Here is a 23,626-nt window from a genome sequence, read left to right as displayed (position 1 = left end):
GCCCTATTGTCGCCGTCGCGGGTGTCGTGGGCTTCGCGACCGCAAAAAAGTCCTTATGCTCGTGCTGTCCGGACGCCCAATCGTGTCCGAACGGATCGCCCCCTTCATGCTGAAGACAGCCTTCGTTGCCGCCCGCGACCGTCAGAGGCTGTCGGAGATCGCGTCGATCCTGATCGGCTTCGGCGTGACGCGCGTCGTGGACCGCCTCGGGCTGCGCTACCTGCCGCTGCTGCCGCGCCGCCGTCCCCGGGTCGACGTCACCCGGCTGTCCGAGCCCGAGCGCCTGCGCCGGGCGATCGAGGCTCTGGGCCCGACCTTCATCAAGTTCGGGCAGGTGCTCGCGAGCCGGCCGGACCTGCTGTCGCCGACCTGGACCGAGGAGCTGCAGAAGCTCCACAGCCAGGTCGTCCCGGTGCCGTGGGAGCAGATCGGCCCGCAATTGGAAGAGGATATCGGCGCCCCGCCCAACCAGGTGTTCGCCGAATTCGACATGAACCCGATCGCCTCCGCGTCGATCGCGCAGGTCTACCGGGCGCGGCTGCACTCCGGCGAGGACGTCATCGTCAAGGTGCTGCGGCCGAACCTGCGCAAGATCATCGAGGCGGATCTGCGCCTGATGGCGCACGGCGCCCGCATCGTCGAGAACGAGTGGCCGGACATGGCCCGCTACCAGCCGCGGGAGCAGATGCGCCACTTGGCCGATGGCCTGAACGGCGAGCTCGACCTGCTCAACGAGGCGCGCAACTGCGAGCTGCTGGCGCAGATCTTCGAGGACCGCGACGACATCGTGTTCCCGAAGATCCACTGGGAATACTGCTCCGAGCGGGTGCTGGTGCAGGACTTCATCCACGGCATCCCGCCGAACGACGAGGCGGCGCTGCGCGCGGCCGGGCTCGACAAGAAGCTGCTCGCCCAGAAGGGCACCGACGCCTTCCTGCAGATGGCGCTGATCGAGGGCGTGTTCCACGCCGATCCGCACCCGGGCAACATGCTGGCGCTCCCGGGCAACAAGATCGGCTTCATCGATTTCGGCATCATCGGCCGGCTGTCGCAGCGGCGGCGCTCGCAGCTGCTGGTGCTGATCGGCGCCATGCTCAAGCAGGATGCGGACGGCCTGATGGCCGTGCTGCTCGACTGGACCGGCACCAGCAACCCGGACCTGACCAAGCTTCAGGTCTCGGCCACGTCCTTCGTGGAGAGCCATTCCTCGATCCCGCTGAATCTCGGGCTGGTGCTCACCGACTTCATGAACATGGCCCGCGAGAACGACCTCGCGATGCCCACCGACCTGGCGATCCTGTTCAAGGGCTTGGTCACCGCCGACGGCGTGATGCGCCACCTCGATCCGGATTTCGACCTGTTCGCGGCGGCCGGCCCCACGGTCAAGGCGAGCATGCAGACGCAGTTCTCGCTGGGCGCCCTCAAGCAGAAGGCCGAGGCTTTGGGCGTCGGCCTCTACGGCGCCGCCTCCGAGCTGCCGACCCTGATCCACCTGATGCTGGTGCGGCTCAAGCAGGGCCGCGTCACCGTCGAGATCGAGATCAAGGGCCTCGACAAGGTCACCCGCGGCATCGAGCGGGCCGCCGCCCGGGTCGCGGTCGCCCTGGTGGTGGCGGCCTTCGCCACCCAGCTGGCGCCCCGCCTGATCGATCTCGGCACGCCGGTCTTCGTCTCGATCGGCCTGGTGATCTTCATCCTCGGCGTCGGGTGGCTGGTGCTGCTGATGCGGAACAAGTAACCGGTTTCGGCACCGGGGCGACCCGCACCTCTAGTTGCGAAGCGGTGACGAATACACACTTCGTTTGATTATCGCCGCGATCATGTTAGCTTCGGGAACCCTTCGATTCGCGCGGTCGCGAGCGCGGGGGCGCCACCAGAAGCGGTTCGATCCGCCGGCGTCTTCGCGCTTCGACATCACGTCGCCGCACCGCGTCTACGGTGGGTCTTCCGCACTGCGCGCCTGGGGCGAGCGGTGCGGAATGTGGACGGTGAGGAGGGGGGCGAGCGATGGATGCGGACCTCGTGTTGCCGCGCGCGGACGGGACGGACCGACGCCTCGTCGCGCTCGAAGCGGAGAACATACGGCTGCGGGCCCTGCTGATGCAGGCGACCGGTCAGGCGGATTCGGAACGGCAGCGCAGCCGACGGCTCGGTCGCATCATCGAGGCCGCGAGCCGCGTGGAGGCCGGGCGCCTCGGCCGCGAGCCCTTTCAAGCGACGGGACCGCACGCGCTGGATCGGCACGAATCGGGCCGCGTCGAGACGTGGTCCGCGCCGTCCTGGGCCGGTGAGCTGACCGCGCCAGGAATGCTTCAGGTCGCCGCCGACGTGCTGGAGGTGCTCGATCGCGACGGACATCTGATCACCGCGGGCGAGAACGGCCCGGCCAGCCTCAGCGGCCGGAACCCCGCGGACACGATCGGGCGCCCGTGGATCGACGTCTGGACCCGCGCAGAGGACCGGGATGCGGTCGCAGCAGCGCTCGGCAAGGCGCGGCTGGGCGGGGCGAGTCGCTTCCAGGCCAAGATCGAGACCGGCCGGTCGGTGACGTGGTGGGATATCGCGGTGACGCCGGTCGGCGGCCGGCACGGCCATCCCGAGCGGATCCTGGCGGCGTCCCGGGACATCACCGAGCTGAAGCTCACCGAGGCCCGCCAGACCCTGCTGATGCAGGAACTGTCCCATCGGATGAAGAACACCCTGGCCATGGTCCAGGCGGTGGCCGCGCAGACCCTGCGCAACGCCGGCTCGCTGGAGGCCGCCGGCGAGGCGCTCGCCGCCCGGCTGCTGGCGCTGGCCCAGGCCCATGACGTGCTGCTGCAGGGCTCGTTCGCGGCGGCCTCCCTGGTCGGGCTGGTGGAAGGCGCGGTCTCGCTCCACGGCGACGGGGTGTCGGGTCGGTTCCGGGTAGAGGGCGCCGACCTCACGCTCGGCCCGCGCCACGGCATGGTCCTGGCGCTGATGCTGCACGAGCTCGGCACCAACGCCGCCAAGTACGGCGCGCTCTCGGTGCCCTCGGGGCAGGTGGTGATCACCTGGACCGTCGCGGAATCCGCCGACGGCGCCACCCTGCGGTTCCGCTGGGAGGAGATCGGCGGCCCGCCGGTCAGCCCGCCGACCCGCACCGGGTTCGGGACGCGCCTGATCGCCCGCAGCCTCGCCCACAGCTTCGGCGGGACCGCGCAGCTGAACTACCCGCCCACCGGTGCGGTGCTGACCTTCGAGGCGCCGCTCGCCGCCGTGACGGCCGGCTGAGGTCTACCGGGCGGCTTGCGTGTCTTCGCGCAGATCGCGCAGGGCTGCGACGGTCTGGTCGCGCAGACTTCGAAGATCCGCCAGCCGCGCCGTGACGTCGCCGCCGAGCTTCGCGGATTGTTCGAAGTCCCGACAGGCCTGCGACAGATCTGCGCAGCCCAGCATGCCCGACATCGACACCAGGGTATGCGCCTCCCGTGCGTAGTCGGCCTCCGCCCGGTCCGCGCCGTCAAAGGCCGTGGCGAGGCTGGTGGTGAAGCGGTCGAGCAGGCGGGCGAGCTTCTCGGTGCCGATGACACCTTCAAGTTCGTCGAGCGCCGCACGATCGACGAGGGACTGTGACACCATCCGTCTCCGGCAGCGGATTTGCAGAACGATCCGACTGAAGCGCGCAATCGCCGCGCGGTCCAGCGGCCGATTCCGATCCCGATGGACTCTGCCACCGTTTCCACAGCCTGCCCACCCGGATATCCGCTTAGTCCGGGGCGCTCGGCCCCCGGAGGAACCTGACCCGTGACGGCCTACAGCCTGCGCGCCCGGCTGCTCGCCCTGTGGGTCCTGCTGCTGGCCTCGGCAGTGGCCACCGCCTACCTGATGTTCGGGTTCTATAGCCAGTCGACCGCGGTCCAGGTCGCCCAGGCCGAGGTCTCGGTCGGGCGCGCCTGCCGGGAGATCATCGACCGCTACGCCGCGCTGACCCGCCGGACCCGCAGCATCGCACGAGCCGAGCTCGGCCCCACCGTCGGGGCGGCCCTCGACCTCTATCCGGGCATCGAGGGCGGGGTCTGGAGCGCCGCCGAGGGGCCGCTCGCCTACGCCTATCCCACCTACGAGGGCACCGGGCCGAAGACCGACCTCCCCGAGGCCGAGCGCGACAGCATCGCCGCGGTGAATGCCCAGGCCCTGCGGGTCGACCACGCCGTTGCGGTCCGCCGGCCGAGCCGGACGCAGGTGCTGCTGGTCCAGGGCTGCCCGCTGCATGGTCCGGAAGCCGGGCTGACCGCCTGGACCATGGGCCGCGCCCACGTCAACGACGGCCCGGCCTATACCCGCTTCCTGGCGGGCCTCGGCTTCCTGGCCGTGACCGTGCTCGGCTCGGCGGCGTTCCTGGGCTGGTTCCTGTACGGGTTCTCGGGCCGGATCGCCCGGGTCGAGGCCGCCCTCGCGGCACCGCGGCCGGATGGCGAGGACCTGCCCCGCCTCGCCCCGACCGGGGAGCGCGAACTCGACCGCCTGGTCGACGCCCTCAACGCCGCGGGCGGGCGCCTGCGGGAGGCCCGGGCCCGCGTCGTGGCCGCCGAGCGCCTGGCCGCCGTCGGCCGGCTCGCGGCCAGCATCGCCCACGAGATCCGCAACCCGATCGCGGCGATGCGGCTCAAGGCCGAGAACGCCCTGGTCAGCGGCGATCCGGGCCGCGCCACGGTGGCGCTGGAGAGCATGCTCGGCCAGATCGCCCGGGTCGATCACCTGCTGCGCGACCTCCTCAATCTCACGCAGGCCCGCACGCTCACCCGCACCCCCACCGACATCGCCGCGCTGCTCGCCGATTGCGCGCGCCTGCACGAGGATCTGGCGAGCGCCCGCGGCGTGCGGATCGCGATCGAAGCCGACGCGCTGCCCGGGGCGGACCGCCCACAGATCGACGGCGCCCAGATCGCCCGGGCCCTCGACAACCTGCTGCTCAACGCCCTCCAGCACACGCAAGCGGGGGGCCGGGTCCGTCTCGGCGCCGCGCGGGTGACCGTCGACGGCGCGGTGCGCCTGCACCTGCAGGTGGCCGACACCGGCCCCGGGATCGACCCGGCGGTCCGCCCCGGCCTGTTCGAGCCGTTCGTGACCGGCCGGCCGGACGGGACCGGGCTCGGCCTCGCGATTGTGCGCGAGATCGCGCTGGCGCATCGCGGTACGGTCGGGCTGATCGACGATGCGCCCGAGACCACGTTCGTACTGGACCTGCCATGGCGACCATCCTGATCGTCGACGACGATTCCGCCCTGCGCGAGGGGCTGGCCGAGACCGTGGCCGATCTCGGCCATACGCCACTGCCGGCCGCCTCCGGGGCGGAGGCCCTGGCGCGCCTGCACGAGACCCCGGTCGCCGCGGTCCTGCTCGACCTGCGCATGCCCGGCGACCTCGACGGCATGGCGACCCTGGCGCGGATCTGCGCCCTGCCGGACCGGCCGCCCGTGACGGTGCTCACCGCCTATGCGAGCCCGGCCAACACGATCGAGGCGATGCGCCTCGGGGCCCATGACCACCTGACCAAGCCGGTCGGCCGCGCCGACCTCGCCGCGGTCCTCGACGCGATGCTGTCGACCGCGAAGCCGGATCCCGGGGACCGAGATCCCGAAAGCGGCCTGATCGGCTCGAGCGTCGGCATGCGCCGGGTCCAGAAGACCATCGGGCTCGTGGCCGACACCGACTCCACCGTGCTGATCCAGGGCGAGACCGGCACCGGCAAGGAGGAGGTGGCCCGGGCGCTGCACGCCTATTCCGCCCGCCGGGCGCGGCCGTTCGTGCCGGTCAACTGCGCGGCGATCCCGCCCGACCTTCTGGAGAGCGAGCTGTTCGGCCATGTCCGCGGCGCCTTCACGGGGTCTGTCGGCGATCGGGCCGGCGCGTTTCACCAGGCCGAAGGGGGCACGCTGTTCCTCGACGAGATCGGCGACATGCCCCCGCCGATGCAGGCGAAGATCCTGCGGGTGATCCAGGACCGCGTGGTGACGCCGCTCGGCGGCCGGTCGGCCCGGGTCGATGTCCGCCTGGTCGCCGCGACCCACCGCGACCTGCCGGCCCTGGTGGCCGGCGGCCTGTTTCGCGCCGACCTGTATTACCGGCTCAACGTCGTGCCGATCCTGCTGCCGCCCCTGCGCGAGCGCCTGGCCGACATCGTGCCCTTGGCCGAGCATTTCCTCGGCCCCTCGGGCAAGCGCCTGAGCGCGGGCGCGGCCTCACGGCTGCTGGCCTATGGCTGGCCCGGCAATGTCCGCGAGTTGCGCAACGTCGTCGAACGCGCCGCCGTGCTGGTCCGCTGCGGGGTGATCGCGCCCGATGCCATCGACCTGCCGACCGAGCGGCCGGCCTCACGGCTCGACGAGGGCGGCGTCACGATCGACCTGCCGGTGGATTGGTTGGCGGGCGACCTACCCGGCGCCGTCGCCCGGCTGGAGCGGACCATGATCGCCGCCGCGCTCCGTGAGGCCGACGGCAACCGCGCTCGGGCCGCCCGACGCCTCGGGATCCAGCGCCAGCTCCTCTACGCCAAGATCGAGCGCTACGGCTTGGCCGTCCCCGGGACGGATCTGTCCGCAGAAGCGACGGTCGATGTCGTAAATCCCGACGCATCGGTCGATCCAGAGGGTGGGTAAACCACTCATCCGCCTCGGTATTGCGCCGGAACAAGCGTTCTTGAAAAAGTCCAGGGAACGGATGGATTAAGCCGGCGTCAAGCTCGTCACGTGCCGGCCCGGATCGGGCTCGGCCGCGGCGGCATTCGAGCGGGGGTTAGGGCAGGATGGACAGGACCGATACCGGAGCGGCGGCGCATGGCGCGACCGTCCGGGCTCCCTCCACCAAGGCCCTGCGCGGCCTCGACGCCCTCAACTTCTTCCTGGCCGACGTGCGCGACGGCCTCGGGCCGTATCTGGCGATCTACCTGATCGCCGTGCGGGGGCCGGACCAGGGCTGGAACGAGGCCACCACCGGTTTGGTGATGACCGTCGCCGGCATCCTCGGCCTGATCGCGCAGACGCCGGCCGGCGCATTGATCGACGCCACCAACCACAAGCGCGCCGTCGTGATCGGCGGCGCCATCGCGGTAACGGCGAGCTGCCTGATCCTGCCGTTCATCTCGAACTTTTACCTCGTCACCGCGACGCAATCGATCGCCCACGTGGCCGGCACGATCTTCCCGCCGGCGCTCGCCGCCATCACCCTCGGGGTGGTCGGCCCAAAAATGTTCGCCAAGCGGATCGGCCGCAACGAGGGCTTCAACCACGCCGGTAACGCGGCGTCCGCGGCCATCGCCGGGGGCCTGGCCTATTTCTTTGGGCCGATCGTGGTGTTCTGGCTGATGGGCGTGCTGGCCGCCCTGTCGATCGGCGCGATGCTGCTGGTCCCGGCCGATGCCATCGACGACGACCTCGCCCGGGGCATGACCGAGGCGGAGGCCAAGGCGGATGAGCAGCCCTCCGGCTTGGCGACCTTGCTCCAGAACAAGCCGCTGATGCTGTTCGCCGTGCTCTGCGCGATCTTCCACCTGTCCAACGCCGCGATGCTGACCTCGGTCGGACAGTTGCTCACGCATCTCTCCGGCAAGGATCACGCGACCTCGCTGATCGCCGTGTGCATCGTCGCCGCGCAATGCGTGATGGTGCCGGTGGCGATCTTCGTCGGCGCCCGGGCCGACATCATCGGGCGCAAGCCGATCTTTCTGGCGGCGTTCGGCGTGCTGGCGCTGCGCGGCGTGCTCTACACCCTCTCGGACAACCCGTTCTGGCTGGTGGGCGTCCAGCTCCTCGACGGGGTCGGGGCCGGCGTCTACGGCGCGCTGTTCCCGATCGTCGTCGCCGACCTGACCCGGGGCGGCGGGCGATTCAACGCGGCGCAGGGTGCGGTGGCCACCGCCCAAGGGGTCGGTGCCTCGGTGAGCGCGACGCTGGCCGGGCTGATCATCGTGTCGGCCGGGTATTCGACCGCGTTCCTGGCCCTGGCGGCGATCGCCGGGCTCGGCTTCGTCCTCTACCTGACGATGATGCCCGAGACCCGCGACGGGGAAGCCGCGAGCGGCACCCCGGATAGCAGCGCCGGCCTGCCCCCGGCCGTGCCGGCGAGCGCCTGATCGGCTAGCAGGATCACCCCATGTCCGCCCCCGATCCCGGCTCCGTGCCGAGGCGCGATCCGCTCGTCTTCCTGCATGTCGGCGACCTGCACCTGCAGGATGCAGCGGCCCAGAATGCCATCGACCTGAACGCGATCCTCGACCAGATCGCGACGATCGCCCCGCGGGACCTGTTCGATTTCGTGTACCTGCCGGGCGATCTGGCGGAGAACGGCTACGCCTCGGAATATCGCATCCTGAAGGATGCGCTGGATCGGCACCCCGGCTTGCCGGTTCGCCTGATCCCCGGCGACCACGACCGCCAGCACGGCCGGATGGACGATTTCCACGCCTTCGCGGCGAGCCTGGGCGACCGCCTGCCGGAGCCGGTGGTCTGGGACCTGGAGCAGCCGCCCTCCGGCTGCCCGGAGACCTGGCCGGTCCGGCCGATCCCGCATTACTGCACGAGCGCGGATATCCAGGGCGTGCGCTGCCTGTTCGTCGACATGGTCAGCCCGGGCTTCGGCCGGAAAGGCATCGGGCTCGATTTCCGGCTCGGCCGGCCGCAGACTCAATGGCTGAGCGAGCAGCTCACGCAGGCGGCAGCGGAAAAAAAGCCCTGCGCCGTGTTCATGCACGCCTACCCGGACGACCTGCGCGAGCCGGACGACCGCCTCGACATCGGCGGCCTGTTCTGGGCGACCCGTGTCCGCCTCGTGGAGATGGGCCACACCCATTACAACGAGCTCGCCCCCGACGGCCGGACCCTCTACGCCGCCGCCCGCTCGGTGGGGCAGAACGAGGACGGCTCGGTCGGCTACGCGGTCGCGGCCATCGACGGGCCGGTGACGAGCTGGCGCTTCCGCGCGCTGGACCGGACGGCGCCGTTCGTGCTGATCACCAGTCCGGCGGACCGGCGGGTCGCGACGCTGCCGACCACGCCCCCGAGCTGCGGCATGGATCTCGACGCCGAGGGGCGGATCGCCGTCCGGGCGGTGGTGCTGTCCGATGCGGCGCCGGATTACGTCCATTGCCGGGTCGATACCGGCCCCTGGCTCCTGATGGAGCGGGATCCGGCTTCGCGCTGCTACACGGCTGCGCTGCCCTGGGACGGGTCCGGGCGCAGCATCCAAGTCGAGGCGGTGGACGGGCGCTGGCCCGGCCACGGCCCGGACTACGTCGACACCGACGTGATCGAGCCGGTGATCGCCTTCTCGGACAGCGCGGCCTTGCCGGCGATGCCGGAAAAACCGGGTAGCGACGCGGGCCGGATCCTGTCCTGGGTCCGAAAGGGCGTGCGCGGCGACCAGCTCGGGCCTAACCGCTACGGCCGCAAGTGGTGATCCTCACCAAGCCTCCGGGGGGAGATTGTTAGACGTGTTCGCTGGATTGACCCTGACACCGAACCTGGCGACCTGGGGCATCGCCGCCCTCGCCACCCTGGGCGTGATCGTGCGCCCGTTCTCGTGGCCGGAGGCGATCTGGGCGGTGCTCGGCGCCGCCCTGCTGGTCGTGCTCGGCCTGCTGCCCTGGCAGATCGCCCTCGACGGCGTCTCCAAGGGCACCGACGTCTACCTGTTCCTGGTCGGCATGATGCTGCTCGCCGAGATCGCCCGGAAGGAGGGCCTGTTCGACTGGCTGGCGGGCCTCGCCGTGCGCGCCGCCAAGGGCTCGCCGACCCGGCTGTTCCTGCTGATCTACATCGTCGGCACCGTGGTGACGGTGTTCCTCTCCAACGACGCCTGCGCGGTGGTGCTGACGCCCGCTGTCTACGCCGCCGCCAAGGCCGCCGATGCCGAGCCCCTGCCCTACCTGTTCATCTGCGCCTTCATCGCCAACGCGGCGAGCTTCGTGCTGCCGATCTCGAACCCGGCCAACCTGGTGGTGTTCGCCACCGACATGCCGCCCCTCGGCCAGTGGCTCGCTACCTTCGCGCTGCCCTCGGTGCTGGCGATCGTCGCCACCTACGTGGTGCTGCGGCTGACCCAGAACGCTCGACTGAAGGGTCAGACCATCAAGACCGACGTCGAGACCGTGAGCCTCGGCCTCGGCGGCAAGGTCGCGGGGCTCGGCATCATCGCCACCGCGGGGGCGCTGATCGGGGCCTCGGCCGCCGGCATCGAGCTCGGCCTGCCGACCTTCGTGGCCGGCCTCGCCACCACCCTGCTGGTGGTGGCGCTCAACCGCGGCGGCCTGGTCGAGGTGGTCAAGGACGTGTCCTGGGCGGTGCTGCCACTGGTGGCCGGCCTGTTCGTGCTGGTCGAGGCGCTGGAGAAGACCGGCGTGCTCACCCTGCTGGCCGACACGCTGAAGGGCTACGCGCAGGCCGACCCCGCCGCCACCGCCTGGGCCGGCGGCGCGCTGATCGCCTTCGGCACCAACCTCGTGAACAACCTGCCGGCCGGGCTGCTCGCCGGTGCCGCGGTCCAGGCCGCGGAGGTCTCGCACAAGGTCGCGGGCGCGATCCTCATCGGCGTCGATCTCGGGCCGAACCTGTCGGTCACCGGCTCGCTCGCCACGATCCTGTGGCTCACCGCGATCCGCCGGGAGGGTGAGGACGTGTCGGCCTGGCAGTTCCTCAAGCTCGGCCTGCTGGTGATGCCACCCGCCCTGGTTCTGGCGCTGGCCGCCCTCCTCCTCGTCTGAGAACCCGGTCTCCGGTTCCCAGGACGGTGCCTGCCCCGATCGCCTCGCCCTCCCACGCCCGGAGACCCCATCCTTGAACGCCGCCCTGCTGTATCCCTTCATCCTGGTCGCGGGCGCCCTGCAGGCGCTCGGCAACTCCATGAACGCGCGCCTGCGCGACGCGCTGGTCAATCCGTGGCTCGCCGCGACCTACTCGTTCATGCCGATCGTGATCGTGTTCGCGATCCTGTTCTTCACCATGCCGACGCCGCTGCCGACGCTGCAGACCCTGGGCTCGATGCCCTGGTACGCGCCGCTCGGCGGCGTCGCCGGCGCGGTGGCGGTGTTCGGCGGCCTCGCCTTCGTCGACAAGGTCGGGGCCGGTCCGTTCAACGGCCTGACCATCACGGCCAACATCCTGACCTCGCTGGCGCTCGACAGCCTCGGCCTGTTCGGCCTCAAGGCCGGCGGCTTCAAGCCGATGCCGTGGCTCGGCGGCCTGCTGATGGTCATCGGCATCGTGTTCATCGCCCGCGCCACCGGCCCGAAATCGGAAGACGAGAAGGCCGAGGGCAGCGAGGGCGGCCTGATGGCCAAGCTGCTCTACCCGTTCATCCTGGTCGCCGGCTCGCTCCAGGCGGTCGGCGTGGTGCTCAACGCGCAGCTGCGCGGCGCCCTGGTGAACCCCTGGCTCGCCGCCACCGTGTCGTTCATCCCGGTGGCCCTGGTGTTCCTGTTCGTGTTCCTCATCCGCCCGACGCCGCTGCCGACCCGGGCGGACGTGGCCCGGGTGCCGTGGTGGGGTGCGCTGGGCGGGATCGCCGGGGCGGTGGCGGTGTTTGCCGGCCTGCTGTTCGTCGACAAGGTCGGCGCCGGCGCCTTCAACGGCCTCTTGATCACCGCGAACCTGTTCACCTCGATCGCCATCGACCATTTCGGCTGGCTCGGGATGAAGCGCGTCCGCGCCGGAATCGGCCGGCTGATCGGCGGCCTGCTGATGGCGGGCGGGATCGTGCTGATCTCGGTGTTTTGACCGACAGCCGAACCGCGCGGGACCCGTTACGCCTTTCGAGGCGTCGGACTGGGCTGTCCGCGCCGCCTACCGCTTAAGACCATCTCGGCGCCGCGCAGGGAACTCGCCTCTCTAGAATCTCACTAAAAATGAGTTCGAGAGGCGCCCCATGCCCTCGCGTCACCTGCCCGTGCTCGATGGTTGGCGCGGCTGCGCGATCCTGCTCGTGCTCGTCGGTCATTTCGCGACGAGCCGCGGGATCAATCTCGGCCGCTTCGGGGTGGAGTTCTTCTTCGTCCTGAGCGGCCGCCTGATGGCCGAGATCCTGTTCGTGCGCGCCACGCCGCTGACGACGTTCTTCGTCCGCCGGGCGTCGCGGATCTATCCGGCGCTGATCTGCTTCGTGCTGGCGATGAGCATTCTGGCCCTCGTCACCGGCCATTATCGGCAGCTCTATGGCTGCCTCGCGGCCGTGACGCTGACCTACAACTACTACCACCTGTGGTTTGACGAGGTACCCAATGTCGACCACATCTGGTCGCTCTGCGTCGAGGAGCACAGCTACATCCTGCTGGGCGTCATCGCGCTTCTCTGGCACAGATTCGGTTTCCCGCTGCTTTCGGTCCTCGCCGTGCTGGCGGCCTTGGCCTGCCTGGACGGGTTGGTCTCGACGCTGATCGGCGGCACTTACACGCAGGTGTACTGGCGCAGCGATGTCCGGAGCGCGTCGATCCTGCTCGGAGCTGTCGCCCATCTGAAGTTCGGCCGCAGCGACCCGACAAGCGATAGGCCGTCCTGGCAGCCGGCGTTCCTGCTGCTGGCCGGCCTGGCGCTGAACGTCAACGCCGTGCCAGACCCGATCAAGTACAGCTTCGGCACCGCCCTGCTCGCTGGCGCGGTGGCGTCACTCCCGAGGGCACCGGCCGCCTTGCGCGACGGCCTGACGTCGACGCCGCTCCTGCTGTTCGGGGCGTGGTCCTACGCGATCTACCTGTGGCAGCAGCCGTTCTACGTGCTGCACGACGCGATGGGCGACTGGGTCAGCGCGGCCCTCGTCCTGCCGGCGATCGCGCTCGGCATGGCCAGCCTGCTGCTGATCGAGCGGCCGATGCGGGACTACCTCAACCGCCTGTTCGACCGCGCGGCGGGCCGGGGCGGCACCGCGGTGAAGTCCTTCGCGACATCCTGAGGGACCCGAGAGATGGGTGGAGGGTGACGGACGGCCGGGAAGCCTGCCTACCAATCCCGTCATTCCGGGGCCGCGCAGCGGAGCCCGGAATCCAGATCCCCTGTCAGTTCCAGATATTGCACCGTCGGCGGTTCTGGACGCTGGGTTCACCTTCGGCGTCGCGAAATGACAGGGCGGATCTTGAGCCGTCCGCACAAAGCTCAAGATCTCGATAGAACACGCTGTCTGAACCCGACAGTCCCCTAAACGGCCGCAGCCATCTGCGACGCGGCGCCGAGCACGCCGGCAGCGGTTTCCTCCGGCGGGGCCTTGCGGGAGACGTAGTAGAGATCGACCGCCCGCCAGAACGCGGTCTGCTCGTCGACCGACCGGCGGGCCAGGGCCGATTCGAGGATCGCCATGGCGGCCCGTGCGGGCTCGCTCCGCTCGAGTTCGTCGAGCAGGCCGGCGAGATGCAGCATGGGGGTCTACCTCCGAACGTACAGCGACATAGGGTAACGCCTAAGCTTACGAAAAGGATCCGCCCGCCAGCGGAGTCCCTGCACGAAACTTGCCTCGCGCCCAGTGGGGTCTACGATCCCCACCCGCGAGCCCGACTCGCGACCCACTTTTAGATCTCAAGGATCCCCGATGCTTTCCTGCCGAAGCGGCGCGGCCCATGCCCTGCGCGGAGCGACCCTGGCCCTGGTGCTGGCCGGCACGCTCGGGGCGACCCCGCTCCGCGCCCGCGAGATGACCGATGCCAGCACGGCGGCGGCGGTGAAGAAGCCGAACGTCGTCATCCTGGCCACCGGCGGCACGATCGCGGGCGCTGGCGCCGACGCGGCCAACAGCGCGACCTACACAGCCGCCAAGGTGCCGGTGGACAAGCTGCTCGCGGCCGTGCCGCAGGTCAGCACCATCGCCAATGTGCGCGGCGAGCAAGTCTTCCAGATCGCCTCGGAGAGCTTCACAGACACGCAGCTGGTGCAGCTCGCCAAGCGGGTCTCGGCCCTGCTCAAGCAGGACGATGTTGACGGCGTGGTCGTCACCCACGGCACCGACACTCTGGAGGAGACCTCGTTCTTCCTAGACCTCGTGGTGAAGAGCGACAAGCCGATCGTGGTCGTCGGGTCGATGCGCCCGGGCACGGCGATCTCCGCCGACGGCGCCCTCAACCTGCTCGACGCCGTGACGGTGGCGGCCAGCAAGGAGGCGATCGGCAAGGGCGTCACCGTGACCATGAACGACACGATCCAGTCGGGCCGCGACGTGAACAAGCGGACCAACGTGGTGCCCAGCGCCTTCTACAGCCAGTGGGGGCCGCTCGGCATGGTGATCGAGGGCAAGACCTACTTCGTCCGCTCCCTGGCGAAGCGCCACAACACCAGCTCCGAGTTCGATATCGATACGATCGACAGCCTGCCGCTGGTCGGCATCGTCTACGGTTCGGGCACCATGATCCCCGGGGTCTACGATGCCGAGGTCCAGGCCGGCGCCAAGGCGATCGTCAACGCCGGCACGGGCAACGGCTCGGTGCCGGGCTACCTCGTGGACAAGCTCAAGGACATCCGCTCCAAGGGCACGATCGTCATCCGCTCCTCGCGGGTGCCGGACGGTCTCGTCCTGCGCAACGCCGAGCAGCCCGACGACACCTACGACTGGGTGGTCGCCCACGACCTGAACCCGGCCAAGGCCAAGATCCTGGCCGCGGTGGCGCTGACCAAGACTCAGGACACCAAGGAGCTGCAGCGGATTTTTTGGGAGTATTGAGAGCTTCTTCGACTCGCGTTTCCAACCCTCGACCTCATCCTGAGGTGGCGGCGCGTCGCGTCGCCCTCGAAGGAGCCCTCCAGCCGGCCGCGCGCGCACTGGAGCCCTCCTTCGAGGCTCGCTACGCTCGCACCTCAGGATGAGGGGGAAGATTTGGAGATCCGAAGGCGTGCGATACCCTCGGTCGTGCGCCCGACGCTCCAGATCCCCGCGCGGCGACTGGGTTACTTCCCGCGGCGCACCCCTTAGATACCGGCGCGCGAGGCGGTTGCGCCGCCGGAGCTGGACATGGCTCCGAGTCGGCGATCCGTCGGCATCCTGGACGGAGGAACGAGCATGACCGAGCTTCATCCCGAGGTCGCGGCGGTCACCGAGCGCGTGGTCGCGCGCTCCCGCGAGTCCCGGCGGACCTATCTCGACCTGATCGCCCGGGAGCGCGATTCGGGCGTGCACCGTCCGACGCTCGCCTGCGGCAACCTCGCCCACGGCTTCGCCGCCTCCGGCGAGGACAAGCCGGCGCTGCGCGACGGCCGGACGGTGATGAATATCGGGATTGTCACCGCCTACAACGACATGCTGTCGGCGCATCAGCCCTACGGGCGCTATCCCGACCAGATCAAGGTGTTCGCCCGGGAGCGCGGCGCCACCGCCCAGGTGGCGGGCGGTACGCCGGCGATGTGCGACGGGGTCACCCAAGGCCAGCGCGGCATGGAGCTGTCGCTGTTCTCCCGGGACACGATCGCACTCTCCACCGCGGTCGGCCTGAGCCACGGCATGTTCGATGGCGCCGCGCTGCTCGGAATCTGCGACAAGATCGTGCCCGGCCTGCTGATCGGCGCGCTGCGCTTCGGCCACCTGCCGACGATCCTGATCCCGGCCGGGCCGATGCCCTCGGGGCTCGCCAACAAGGAGAAGCAGCGGATCCGCCAGCTCTACGCCGAGGGCAAGGTCGGCCGCGCGGAGCTGCTCGAATCCGAGTCCGCCTCCTATCACGGGGCCGGCACCTGCACGTTCTACGGCACCGCCAACTCGAACCAGATGATGATGGACATGATGGGCCTGCACATGCCGGGCGCCTCGTTCATCAATCCCGGCACGAAGCTGCGCCAGGCCGTGACCCGGGCGGCGATCCACCGGCTCACCGAGATCGGCGCCGCCGGCAACGATTACCGGCCCCTCGGCCTGTGCGTGGACGAGAAGGCGATCGTGAACGCGGCGGTCGGCCTGCTCGCCACGGGCGGTTCGACCAACCACGCGATCCACCTGCCGGCCATCGCCCGCGCCGCCGGCATCGTGATCGACTGGGAGGATATCGACCGGCTGTCCAACGCCGTGCCGTTGATCGCCCGGGTCTATCCGAACGGCGCGGGCGACGTGAACCACTTCCACGCCGCCGGCGGCATGAGCTTCGTCATGGCTGCCCTCCTCGATGCCGGGCTGCTGCACGACGACATCCTCACCGTCGCCGGCCAGTCCCTGCGCGACCACGCCCGCGACCCGAAGCTCGACGGCGACGAGCTCGCCTTCGCGGATGCGGTGCCGGAGAGCCTGGACGACACCATGATCCGGCGGCCGGACAACCCGTTCCAGGCCGATGGCGGCATGCGGCTGGTGACGGGCAATCTCGGCCGGGCGACGTTCAAGACCAGCGCCGTGGAGGAGAGCCGCCGGACCATTGAGGCTCCGGCCCGGGTGTTCTCGGACCAGGATGACGTGCTGAAAGCCTTCAAGGCCGGCGAGCTGGAGCGGGACGTGGTCGTGGTGGTGCGGTTCCAGGGTCCGCGGGCCAACGGCATGCCCGAGTTGCACAAGCTTACGCCCCCGCTCGGGGTGTTGCAGGACCGCGGCCACAAGGTCGCGCTGGTCACGGATGGGCGCATGTCCGGCGCCTCCGGCAAGGTGCCGGCGGCGATCCATCTGAGCCCGGAAGCGCTCGGCGGCGGTGCCATCGGGCGGATCCGCGACGGCGACATCGTCCGCCTCAGCGCCGCCGAGGGGCTGCTGGAGGTGCTGGTCGACGATGCGGAACTCGCCGCCCGCGAGGAGGCGGTTCAGCCGGTGCCTGAGGCGGGAACCGGGCGGGAGCTGTTCGCTTTCATGCGCCACGGGGCCGACACCGCCGAGCGGGGCGCCTCGGCCATGCTCGCGGCCGCCGGCCTCTGAACGTCGAACGGGAGAAGCCGATCATGAACGATCTGACCAGCATCGACGCGCTGATGCGCTCCGTGCCCGTCATCCCGGTCCTGGTGATCGAGGATGTCGCCCAGGCCCGGCCGATCGCCGAGGCCCTGGTCGCGGGCGGGCTGACCGCCCTGGAGGTCACCCTGCGCACGCCGGCCGCCCTGGACGTGATCCGCGAGATGACCCAGGTCGAGGGCGCGGTGGTCGGGGCCGGCACGGTCCTGAACCCGGGCGACCTCGAAGGCGCCCTGGCGGCCGGGGCCGAGTTCATCGTCTCGCCGGGGCTCACGGCACCGCTGACCGACGCCGCCAAGGCCAACGGCGTGCCCTACCTGCCGGGCATCGCCACGGCGGCCGACATCATGCGCGGGCTCGATTACGGGCTCGACCGGTTCAAGTTCTTCCCGGCCGAGGCGGCGGGCGGGATCAAGGCGCTCAAGGCCCTCACCGCCGTGTTCGGCCAGGTGAAGTTCTGCCCGACCGGGGGGATCACCGAGGCGACCGCACCGGATTGGCTCGCCATCCCGTCGGTGCTCTGCGTCGGCGGCAGCTGGGTGGTGAAGCCCGGCGCACCGGACCGCGAAGCCATCGAGCGCGCGGCCCGGGCCGCGTCCGGCCTGCGCAAGGCCGCCTGACCGTCCCCGGAAACGAGAACGCCCGCCGAGGCTGAGCCGGGCGGGCGTTCCATCATCCGATAACTTGGTTGGCGACGATCAGCAGTCGTCGCCGCCCTTGCCGGCCTGCGCGGCGGTGGGCTTGCCCTGCGACTGGGCCTGCACGTCCGACGGCGAGGTGGCAGTGCCGGCATTGGTCATGGCACCGACGGTGCCGGGGGACTCGGCCTTGGCGCCGGGGGTGGTCGGGGTCTTCACGCTCGGATCGACGTTCGAGGCCTTGCTGGCTTCCTTGTCGCGCGTCACGGTCGTCCCGGTCGCGCACGGCGCCGCGAAGGCGGCGGTCGACATCAGGATGAGAGCGCCGGCGCCCGCAAGGGTCTTGATCTTGGTCATGCGTTCCTCCGATTTATTCAGCGCATGACAAACGGACCCCGCAGTCCCAGGTTCCTTAATATTTCCATCTCGCAACTTCTGCGGGGCATTTTTCCCGGGATGTCGTGACAGAGTCCACTTATTCCGCCGGTTGCGGCTCGCGGCGCTCCCGGGGGGTGAAGACACTGCCTTGCGGCTCCAGGACGATCCGCCTGTCGTGGAACGCGTCCAGCGTCGAGCGGTGGCCGATGGAGACGATGGTGGTGTCGGGCAGCCGCTCGCGCAGCATCGCGTAGATCTTCGCCTCGGACGGCTCGTCGAGCGAAGCGGTGGATTCATCGAGGAAGAGCCAGGCGGGCTTGGCCAGGATCGCCCGGGCGATGGCGAGGCGCTGCTGCTCGCCGCCGGACAGGCGCCGCTCCCAGGTATCGGTCTCGTCGAGGCGGTCGATGAGATGCGGCAGCTGCGCCGCCGTCAGGGCCTCGCGGATCGTGTCGTCCGAGAACTGGTCGGTGGTGTTCGGGTAGACGACGGCGCCGCGCAGGGTCCCCTGCGGGATGTAGGGCCGCTGCGGCAGCAGCAGCGCCGATTGCCCGGCTGGCACGTCGACCCGGCCCTTGCCGAACGGCCAGATCCCGGCGATCGCCCGGAACAGCGTCGACTTGCCGGAGCCCGAGGGTCCGGTGACCAGGGTCGCGCCGCCCTTGGGCAGGGTCAGCTCCGGCGCCGACACGATCTCGCGGCCATCCGGCAAAGCGAGCACCAGCCCGCGGGCGGTGACGCCATTGGCGGTCTCGTTGCCCCGGACCAGCCCGTAGCCCGCCGATTCCAGCGCCTCGGCCTTGCTCATCGCCCGGCGGAAGGAGCCGAGACGGATGGTGTTGGCCTTGTAGGAGGCGAGCGTGGTGTAGGAATCCACGAAGAACGACAGGGAGCTCTGCACCTGCCCGAAGGCCTGCGAGGTCTGCTGAAGCGCGCCCAGGGTGATCTTCTTGGCGAAGAACGACGGCGCGGCGAGCACCATCGGGAAGATCACGCTCGCCTGCCGGTAGCTGAACGTGAAGGCGATCAGCTTAATCCGGCGGAAGATGATGCCAACGTAATTGTCGATGATGCTATGGAACAGCGTGCCCAGCCGGGTCGCCTCGGCGCGCTCGCCGCGCAGCAGCGCGATCTGCTCCGAGTAGATCCGGTTGCGGGCCAGCGAGAAGCGGAAATCGGCCTCGACCTGCTCCTGCCGGAAGTTCAGCCCGATCAGGGGCCGGCCGATCAGGTGGGTCAGCCAGGTGCCGACCACCGCGTAGGCGATCACCAGCCAGACCAGGAAGCCCGGGATCACCGTGTCGGTGAACGGCACGACGAAGTCGCGCGACAGGGTCCAGAGGATCACGATGAACGAGACGAGCTGCGCCGCCTGGCTGAGCAGCCGGATCGACAGGCTCGCGGTCTGCTGGATGAACAGGTTGACGTCGGCCTGGATACGCTGGTCCGGGTTGTCCGCCTCCTCGTCGGTGAACGGGATGCGGTAATGGGTGCCCTTGCCGAGCCAGCGCTCGTACAGGCTGTGGGTCAGCCAGGTGCGCCAGCGGATGTGCAGCGAGGAATCGACGAACAGGTCGAACATGCCGATGGCGATGTTGAGCGTCGCCAGCGGGATGAAGATCCAGAGCAGCTGGTACCAGAACGCCGCCGCGTCGTATTCCTGCAGCGAGTTGTAGATGTCGCGGTAGAAGAAATTGAACCGCAGGGTCAGCGCCACGTCGGCGAAGTTCACGAAGATCGACAGGGCGACGAGGTTGCGCCCGATCCGGCCCTCGGTGCTGCCGAACCAGCGGAACAGGCCGATCTCCTTGGTCGGCTTGTCGCGGTTGGCGAAATACGGGTCGGCGATGTCGGTGATCGCCCGGATCGGCTCGAGATGCGAGACGGCGAGCACGATGGCGCCGAACACCACGGCGCCGGTGGCGGCGAAATCCGGCGGCAGCAGGGCGGCGATCACCGGGGGCAGCAGGCCCATGGCCGCGATGGTCTTCATGCCGGCGAGCAGCAGGTAGCCCAGGCCGTAGACCGAGACGAAGACCTTCAGGTAGGCCGAGATGCCGTTCGCCGCGACCAGGATGCCGGCCATCACGAAGCCGGCGAGCGAGACGTAGAGCGGCGGGCTGGGGATCCCCGGGAGCGCCAGCAGGATCAGCGCGGCCACGGCCGTGAGCACGGCCTGGATCCCGAGCCCGGTCCTGAGTGAAGCCACGCGTGTCTCCCGCCTAACGTGAGCGCCCTTGAGGGTACGCAACCCGGCGGCCTTGGCCCTGGGTCGTGGCGACAACGTGGCACTTCGCGTGCGCTGTCACGTGAAAGTTTGGTCAGGATCCGGCAATCGCGACGTCAGGCCGCTTTCCGCGCTACCAGTTCCACTCCTCGAAACCGGGCTCGCGGCAGCGATAACCGATCGGGCATTGCGGATTGTCGCGGGTTGGCACGAAGCGCAGTTCGGCGATCTCGGCGCCGCTGCACTGGCCGGGGCCGCTGACGAAGCGCTCCGCCGCCGTGCCGCCGGCGATCACCACGTCGCCCTCGTTCTTGACCAGCGCCATCGCCTCCGCGCAGGTCATCCGCACCGTGCCGGCTGGACGCGGCGAGCGCGAAGGCTGGGCGAGCGCGGCCGCCCCGATCGTCGCGGCGACCAGGTGAATGCACAGCAAGGCGAGGACCAGCGGCCTCATCGCGAATGGGTTCCAGAAACACGACGCACCCGAGAAGAAAGTCCTCGGGCATCGCGCCATCCTGCACGGCCGAGCGGCCCGAGACTGTCACCGGAATGCGCCACCACGCCGCTTTCGCCGTTGGACCGCCGCAATCACCGGATTATGGGATTCCCGGACCACGGAGAGCGCTCGAAACTGTGCGACCGCGGACGCCCGACGGGCGGCCCCGGCCCGAGCCTCCCGGCTGATCCTCCGGCACGCGCCTCCGGCGCCCGGCGTGCCGGCCGACGTGCGCTGGAGCCCAGGGACCCGCAGATGTCCGCCCTCTCGATCCTCGATGTTTCAGCCGTGCGCGCCGCCCCGGTGGCCCGCGAGCCCTACCCGTACACGCTCGGCACCAACGTCCTGAACCCGGACGCGATCGACGCGATCCGGCGCGACTTCCCGGACATCGCCAAGCCCGGCTACCTGACGGTGGACGAGGTCGCCCTCAAGGGCCGGTTCAAGGCGCTGATCGACGAGCTGGAGAGCGACGCGTTCTCGGAGATCCTCGGCGAGAAGTTCGGCATCGACCTCGTCTCCTGCCCGCGGCTGACCACGATCATGCGGAAGAGCCAGCTCAAATACGGCTCGATCCACACCGACGGCCCGTCGAAGGTGCTGACGCTGCTGGTCTACATGAACGACGCCTGGGACGCCCCGGCCGCCGGCCGCCTGCGGGTGCTCTACGACGGCCGCAACTACGCGCCCTTCGCGGTCGAGGTGCCGCCAACCATGGGCACGATGTTCGCCTTCCTGCGGGCCGACAATTCCTGGCACGGCCACGAGCCGTTCGAGGGCGAGCGGCGCGTGGTGCAGGTCGCCTGGCTGAAGGATGCGGCCGAGCTGGAACGCAAGCGCAAGCGCAACCGCACGGCGCAGTTCCTGAAAGGGATTTTCGGACGCTGAGCACCACGACGGTTTCACCCAGACTCTTGTTGGGGCATGCTTTTCACCGGTCAGCCGGTGACCGAATCGGCGCAGGATGCCTGGACCAGGGGGATCGAATGGGCGCGGTCGTGCTGGCCGATCCGGGTGAGGAAACCCGAGCCGGTTCCAAGCGTCGCTTCATCGTGCCCGCCCTCCTCGTGCTCGGCTGGGCCGGGCTGTTCGCCTACAGCGCCGCCTATCTGACCGAGGACCTGCCGTTCCGGTCCCAGCCGGCCGAGACCCGGCCGGCGCCGAAGCCCCCCGGCCGCCGGGTCGTGATGCTCGACATGCCGGATGAGGCCATCCCAGACGTGCAGCGCCCCGACGCGTCGCTGCAGGCCGCGACGGAAGCGTCCCCAAGCCAGGCGCAGCCGAACACGCGGGCGGCCGCCTCCGCCCCGGTGGCGGCCGCTTCCGCTAAGCCTCAGACCTCCGGCAGCGCCGAGTTCGTCGGGATCTGGGGTCCGACCGCAGAGGCCTGCGGCGCCCGCTCCCGCCGCCGGGGCTTCATCCCGGCCACGATCACGCAGGAGCGCGCCCGGGCCGGACGGACGATCTGCAATTTCCACGACAGCCGGCGGGTCGGCAACGCCTGGGTGATGGGCGCCGAATGCAGCGACCGCGGCCGGCACTGGTCCTCCCAGGTCCGCCTCATGGTCGCCGGCGACCGCCTCACCTGGTCGAGCGCGCGCGGCACCGCGGCCTATATCCGCTGTGGCCGGCGCGGGGGGTGAGGGGCGACTGGGGCGCATAGGGTCCACGGCGGGGCTTCTCAATCAAGGATACCCACTCCGTCATTGCGAGCGGAGCGAAGCAACCCATAGCAGCGCGCGATCTCAAACCGTGGCGTTTCCCTAGGTTGCTTCGCTGCGCTCGCAATGACGGTGAGAACTTCGCCATGCCGTTCACCGGAACGTCTGTTTCGGGTCCGGTCATCCTCGATGCGTCAGGCGATCCCGATCATCCGCCCCCCGGCGGCGGCGGCGTTCAAAACAATCCGCGCCGCGGCCCGGCTCGGGGTGTCGTCCCCCGAGAGCCGCATCGCTCCGTCGATGCGGGCGAGCGCGTCGCATTGCGCGTCGCGCTCCGCCCCGCCGACCAGTAGGGGCAGCAGCGCCCGGGTGAGACGCTCGGGGGTGCACTCGGCCTGGACGAATTCCGGCATGGCGTTGTCGGCCAGGATCAGGTTCGGCAGCACGATGCTGGGGACTTGGATCAGCCGCCGAGCGATGAACTCCTCCGCCCGCGAGACCTTGTAGGCCACCACCATCGGGACCCCGGCGAGCGCCAGTTCCAGCGTGACCGTGCCGGAGGCCGCGAGCGCCGCCCGGGCGCCCCGGAAGGCGGCGTATTTCGACTCCCCGCCGGTGAGCACCCGCACCGGCACGGGCCAGTCGAGGGCCATCCGCTCGATCAGCGCCCGGTGGCGGGTCACCGCGGGCAGAACCGCCTCGACCTCGAGAATTCGGGAGACCTGCTCCAGCACCCGCCCGAACACCGGCATCAGCCGGTCGATCTCGGCCCGGCGCGAGCCCGGCAGGATGACGAGGCTGTAGGGCACCGCCTCCCGCCGCCGGCTCTCGGCCGTGGAGGGCCGCAGCTCCGAAAAGCGCTCGATCAGCGGGTGGCCGACATAGGTGCAGGGCGGCCCGCCGAGGCGCAGATGCGCGTCCGGCTCGAACGGCAGCAGCGCCATCACGTGGTCGATGAAGCCGCGCATGCCCTTGGCCCGCCACGGCCGCCAGGCCCAGACGCTCGGCGACACGTAATCGACGATCGGGATGCCGGGCGCCGCCTTCCGGACCCGCTGAGCCACGGCGTGGGTGAAGCCCGGGCTGTCGATGATCACCAGCACGTCGGGCCGGGCGCGCACCACGGCAGCGGCGGTCTCGCGGATCCGGCGCAGCAGGGTCCGGGCACGGGCGAGCACCGGCAGGTAGCCCATGACGGCAACGTCATCGAGGGGGAACAGGGAGGAAAAGCCCTCCTCGGCCATAGCCTCGCCGCCCACCCCGCCGAACACGGTCCCGGGCGCGGTCGCGCGCAGCGCCCGCATCAGCTTGGCCCCGAGCTGATCCCCAGAATCCTCGCCGGCCACCAGCCAGATTGTCTTGGATGGGGACACGGAGG

General features: G+C 70.0%; 20 protein-coding genes. 14 read left to right on the top strand and 6 right to left on the bottom strand.

Translation table 11 applies throughout. The annotated features are described in order from the left end of the window. Nucleotides 1-106 precede the first annotated feature (106 nt). Nucleotides 107-1,738, top strand: coding sequence for an ABC1 kinase family protein (locus MKL20_RS18175; protein ID WP_243966946.1), 1,632 nt, complete (start codon nt 107-109; stop codon nt 1,736-1,738). Between the two features lie 269 nt (nt 1,739-2,007). Beyond that, nucleotides 2,008-3,255: a sensor histidine kinase gene (locus tag MKL20_RS18170; RefSeq protein WP_244037842.1), complete on the top strand. Its 1,248-nt coding sequence runs from the start codon at nt 2,008-2,010 to the stop codon at nt 3,253-3,255. A gap of 3 nt (nt 3,256-3,258) precedes the next feature. On the opposite strand, the gene MKL20_RS18165 is transcribed toward MKL20_RS18170, so the two are convergent. Beyond that, entirely contained in the window at nt 3,259-3,603 is a 345-nt protein-coding gene (locus MKL20_RS18165) for an Hpt domain-containing protein (protein ID WP_243966973.1), read from the bottom strand. 165 nt (nt 3,604-3,768) lie between these two features. On the opposite strand from MKL20_RS18165, the gene MKL20_RS18160 reads away from it, so the two are divergent. The 7 genes from MKL20_RS18160 to MKL20_RS18130 all read left to right on the top strand — a co-directional run bounded on the left by MKL20_RS18160 (nt 3,769) and on the right by MKL20_RS18130 (nt 12,900). Continuing rightward, the gene (locus MKL20_RS18160; protein WP_244037841.1) at nt 3,769-5,229 is read left to right on the top strand and encodes a sensor histidine kinase; all 1,461 of its coding nucleotides are present in this window, start codon (nt 3,769-3,771) and stop codon (nt 5,227-5,229) included. Then, nucleotides 5,214-6,623: a sigma-54-dependent transcriptional regulator gene (locus tag MKL20_RS18155; protein WP_244037840.1), complete on the top strand. Its 1,410-nt coding sequence runs from the start codon at nt 5,214-5,216 to the stop codon at nt 6,621-6,623. The genes MKL20_RS18160 and MKL20_RS18155 overlap by 16 nt, the downstream gene beginning before the upstream one ends. 146 nt (nt 6,624-6,769) lie before the next feature. Continuing rightward, a complete protein-coding gene (locus MKL20_RS18150) occupies nt 6,770-8,095 on the top strand; it encodes an MFS transporter (protein WP_243967009.1) in 1,326 nt (441 codons plus the stop codon). Nucleotides 8,096-8,115: 20 nt separating this feature from the next. Next, the gene (locus MKL20_RS18145) at nt 8,116-9,417 is read left to right on the top strand and encodes a metallophosphoesterase family protein (protein WP_244037839.1); all 1,302 of its coding nucleotides are present in this window, start codon (nt 8,116-8,118) and stop codon (nt 9,415-9,417) included. Nucleotides 9,418-9,451: 34 nt separating this feature from the next. After that, nucleotides 9,452-10,720, top strand: a complete 1,269-nt coding sequence (locus MKL20_RS18140; RefSeq protein ID WP_244037838.1) for an arsenic transporter — start codon at nt 9,452-9,454, stop codon at nt 10,718-10,720. A 73-nt stretch (nt 10,721-10,793) separates the two neighbouring features. Next, on the top strand, nt 10,794-11,732 hold the full coding sequence (locus tag MKL20_RS18135) for a DMT family transporter (RefSeq protein ID WP_244037837.1): 939 nt from the start codon (nt 10,794-10,796) through the stop codon (nt 11,730-11,732). Between the two features lie 148 nt (nt 11,733-11,880). After that, nucleotides 11,881-12,900, top strand: a complete 1,020-nt coding sequence (locus MKL20_RS18130) for an acyltransferase family protein (protein ID WP_244037836.1) — start codon at nt 11,881-11,883, stop codon at nt 12,898-12,900. A gap of 242 nt (nt 12,901-13,142) precedes the next feature. On the opposite strand, the gene MKL20_RS18125 is transcribed toward MKL20_RS18130, so the two are convergent. After that, entirely contained in the window at nt 13,143-13,361 is a 219-nt protein-coding gene (locus MKL20_RS18125; protein WP_244037835.1) for a hypothetical protein, read from the bottom strand. Between the two features lie 169 nt (nt 13,362-13,530). Here MKL20_RS18125 and MKL20_RS18120 point away from each other — a divergent pair, with 169 nt between their 5' ends. The 3 genes from MKL20_RS18120 to eda all read left to right on the top strand — a co-directional run bounded on the left by MKL20_RS18120 (nt 13,531) and on the right by eda (nt 17,468). Next, on the top strand, nt 13,531-14,652 hold the full coding sequence (locus MKL20_RS18120) for a type II asparaginase (RefSeq protein WP_243967059.1): 1,122 nt from the start codon (nt 13,531-13,533) through the stop codon (nt 14,650-14,652). A 336-nt stretch (nt 14,653-14,988) separates the two neighbouring features. Then, on the top strand, nt 14,989-16,815 hold the full coding sequence (edd, locus tag MKL20_RS18115) for a phosphogluconate dehydratase (protein WP_244037834.1): 1,827 nt from the start codon (nt 14,989-14,991) through the stop codon (nt 16,813-16,815). Between the two features lie 23 nt (nt 16,816-16,838). Next, nucleotides 16,839-17,468, top strand: a complete 630-nt coding sequence (gene eda / locus MKL20_RS18110; protein WP_279594836.1) for a bifunctional 4-hydroxy-2-oxoglutarate aldolase/2-dehydro-3-deoxy-phosphogluconate aldolase — start codon at nt 16,839-16,841, stop codon at nt 17,466-17,468. Between the two features lie 78 nt (nt 17,469-17,546). On the opposite strand, the gene MKL20_RS18105 is transcribed toward eda, so the two are convergent. The 3 genes from MKL20_RS18105 to MKL20_RS18095 form a co-directional block, all read right to left on the bottom strand. Continuing rightward, on the bottom strand, nt 17,547-17,843 hold the full coding sequence (locus MKL20_RS18105; protein ID WP_243967070.1) for a hypothetical protein: 297 nt from the start codon (nt 17,841-17,843) through the stop codon (nt 17,547-17,549). Nucleotides 17,844-17,961: 118 nt separating this feature from the next. Further along, nucleotides 17,962-20,073 carry an ABC transporter ATP-binding protein/permease gene (locus tag MKL20_RS18100; protein WP_244037833.1) on the bottom strand — a complete coding sequence of 704 codons (2,112 nt, stop codon included), beginning with the start codon at nt 20,071-20,073 and terminating at the stop codon, nt 17,962-17,964. A 151-nt stretch (nt 20,074-20,224) separates the two neighbouring features. Then, nucleotides 20,225-20,545 carry a hypothetical protein gene (locus MKL20_RS18095; RefSeq protein WP_244037832.1) on the bottom strand — a complete coding sequence of 107 codons (321 nt, stop codon included), beginning with the start codon at nt 20,543-20,545 and terminating at the stop codon, nt 20,225-20,227. Between the two features lie 297 nt (nt 20,546-20,842). Between MKL20_RS18095 and MKL20_RS18090 the strand changes: the two genes are divergently transcribed. Both MKL20_RS18090 and MKL20_RS18085 read left to right on the top strand, forming a co-directional pair. Beyond that, nucleotides 20,843-21,475, top strand: a complete 633-nt coding sequence (locus tag MKL20_RS18090; protein ID WP_243967090.1) for a 2OG-Fe(II) oxygenase — start codon at nt 20,843-20,845, stop codon at nt 21,473-21,475. Between the two features lie 98 nt (nt 21,476-21,573). Next, a complete protein-coding gene (locus tag MKL20_RS18085; RefSeq protein ID WP_244037831.1) occupies nt 21,574-22,230 on the top strand; it encodes a peptidase inhibitor family I36 protein in 657 nt (218 codons plus the stop codon). Nucleotides 22,231-22,442: 212 nt separating this feature from the next. On the opposite strand, the gene lpxB is transcribed toward MKL20_RS18085, so the two are convergent. Further along, nucleotides 22,443-23,621 carry a lipid-A-disaccharide synthase gene (lpxB, locus tag MKL20_RS18080; RefSeq protein WP_313902730.1) on the bottom strand — a complete coding sequence of 393 codons (1,179 nt, stop codon included), beginning with the start codon at nt 23,619-23,621 and terminating at the stop codon, nt 22,443-22,445. Nucleotides 23,622-23,626 lie beyond the last annotated feature (5 nt).

This window comes from Methylobacterium sp. E-066 (genome assembly GCF_022829635.1).
GTDB lineage: Bacteria > Pseudomonadota > Alphaproteobacteria > Rhizobiales > Beijerinckiaceae > Methylobacterium.
The sequence above is the reverse complement of the archived record's forward strand: the minus strand, read 5'-3'. Positions and strand labels throughout refer to the sequence as shown.

What these genes read in the sequence shown, in the direction of transcription:
- MKL20_RS18085 (WP_244037831.1), top strand. Translation starts at nt 21,574, where the DNA reads ATGGGCGCGGTCGTGCTGGCCGATCCGGGTGAGGAAACCCGAGCCGGT.
- edd (WP_244037834.1), top strand. Translation starts at nt 14,989, where the DNA reads ATGACCGAGCTTCATCCCGAGGTCGCGGCGGTCACCGAGCGCGTGGTC.
- MKL20_RS18175 (WP_243966946.1), top strand. Translation starts at nt 107, where the DNA reads ATGCTGAAGACAGCCTTCGTTGCCGCCCGCGACCGTCAGAGGCTGTCG.
- MKL20_RS18130 (WP_244037836.1), top strand. Translation starts at nt 11,881, where the DNA reads ATGCCCTCGCGTCACCTGCCCGTGCTCGATGGTTGGCGCGGCTGCGCG.
- eda (WP_279594836.1), top strand. Translation starts at nt 16,839, where the DNA reads ATGAACGATCTGACCAGCATCGACGCGCTGATGCGCTCCGTGCCCGTC.
- MKL20_RS18145 (WP_244037839.1), top strand. Translation starts at nt 8,116, where the DNA reads ATGTCCGCCCCCGATCCCGGCTCCGTGCCGAGGCGCGATCCGCTCGTC.
- MKL20_RS18090 (WP_243967090.1), top strand. Translation starts at nt 20,843, where the DNA reads ATGTCCGCCCTCTCGATCCTCGATGTTTCAGCCGTGCGCGCCGCCCCG.
- MKL20_RS18125 (WP_244037835.1), bottom strand. Translation starts at nt 13,361, where the DNA reads ATGCTGCATCTCGCCGGCCTGCTCGACGAACTCGAGCGGAGCGAGCCC.
- MKL20_RS18105 (WP_243967070.1), bottom strand. Translation starts at nt 17,843, where the DNA reads ATGACCAAGATCAAGACCCTTGCGGGCGCCGGCGCTCTCATCCTGATG.
- MKL20_RS18155 (WP_244037840.1), top strand. Translation starts at nt 5,214, where the DNA reads ATGGCGACCATCCTGATCGTCGACGACGATTCCGCCCTGCGCGAGGGG.
- MKL20_RS18120 (WP_243967059.1), top strand. Translation starts at nt 13,531, where the DNA reads ATGCTTTCCTGCCGAAGCGGCGCGGCCCATGCCCTGCGCGGAGCGACC.
- MKL20_RS18165 (WP_243966973.1), bottom strand. Translation starts at nt 3,603, where the DNA reads ATGGTGTCACAGTCCCTCGTCGATCGTGCGGCGCTCGACGAACTTGAA.
- MKL20_RS18095 (WP_244037832.1), bottom strand. Translation starts at nt 20,545, where the DNA reads ATGAGGCCGCTGGTCCTCGCCTTGCTGTGCATTCACCTGGTCGCCGCG.
- MKL20_RS18170 (WP_244037842.1), top strand. Translation starts at nt 2,008, where the DNA reads ATGGATGCGGACCTCGTGTTGCCGCGCGCGGACGGGACGGACCGACGC.
- MKL20_RS18150 (WP_243967009.1), top strand. Translation starts at nt 6,770, where the DNA reads ATGGACAGGACCGATACCGGAGCGGCGGCGCATGGCGCGACCGTCCGG.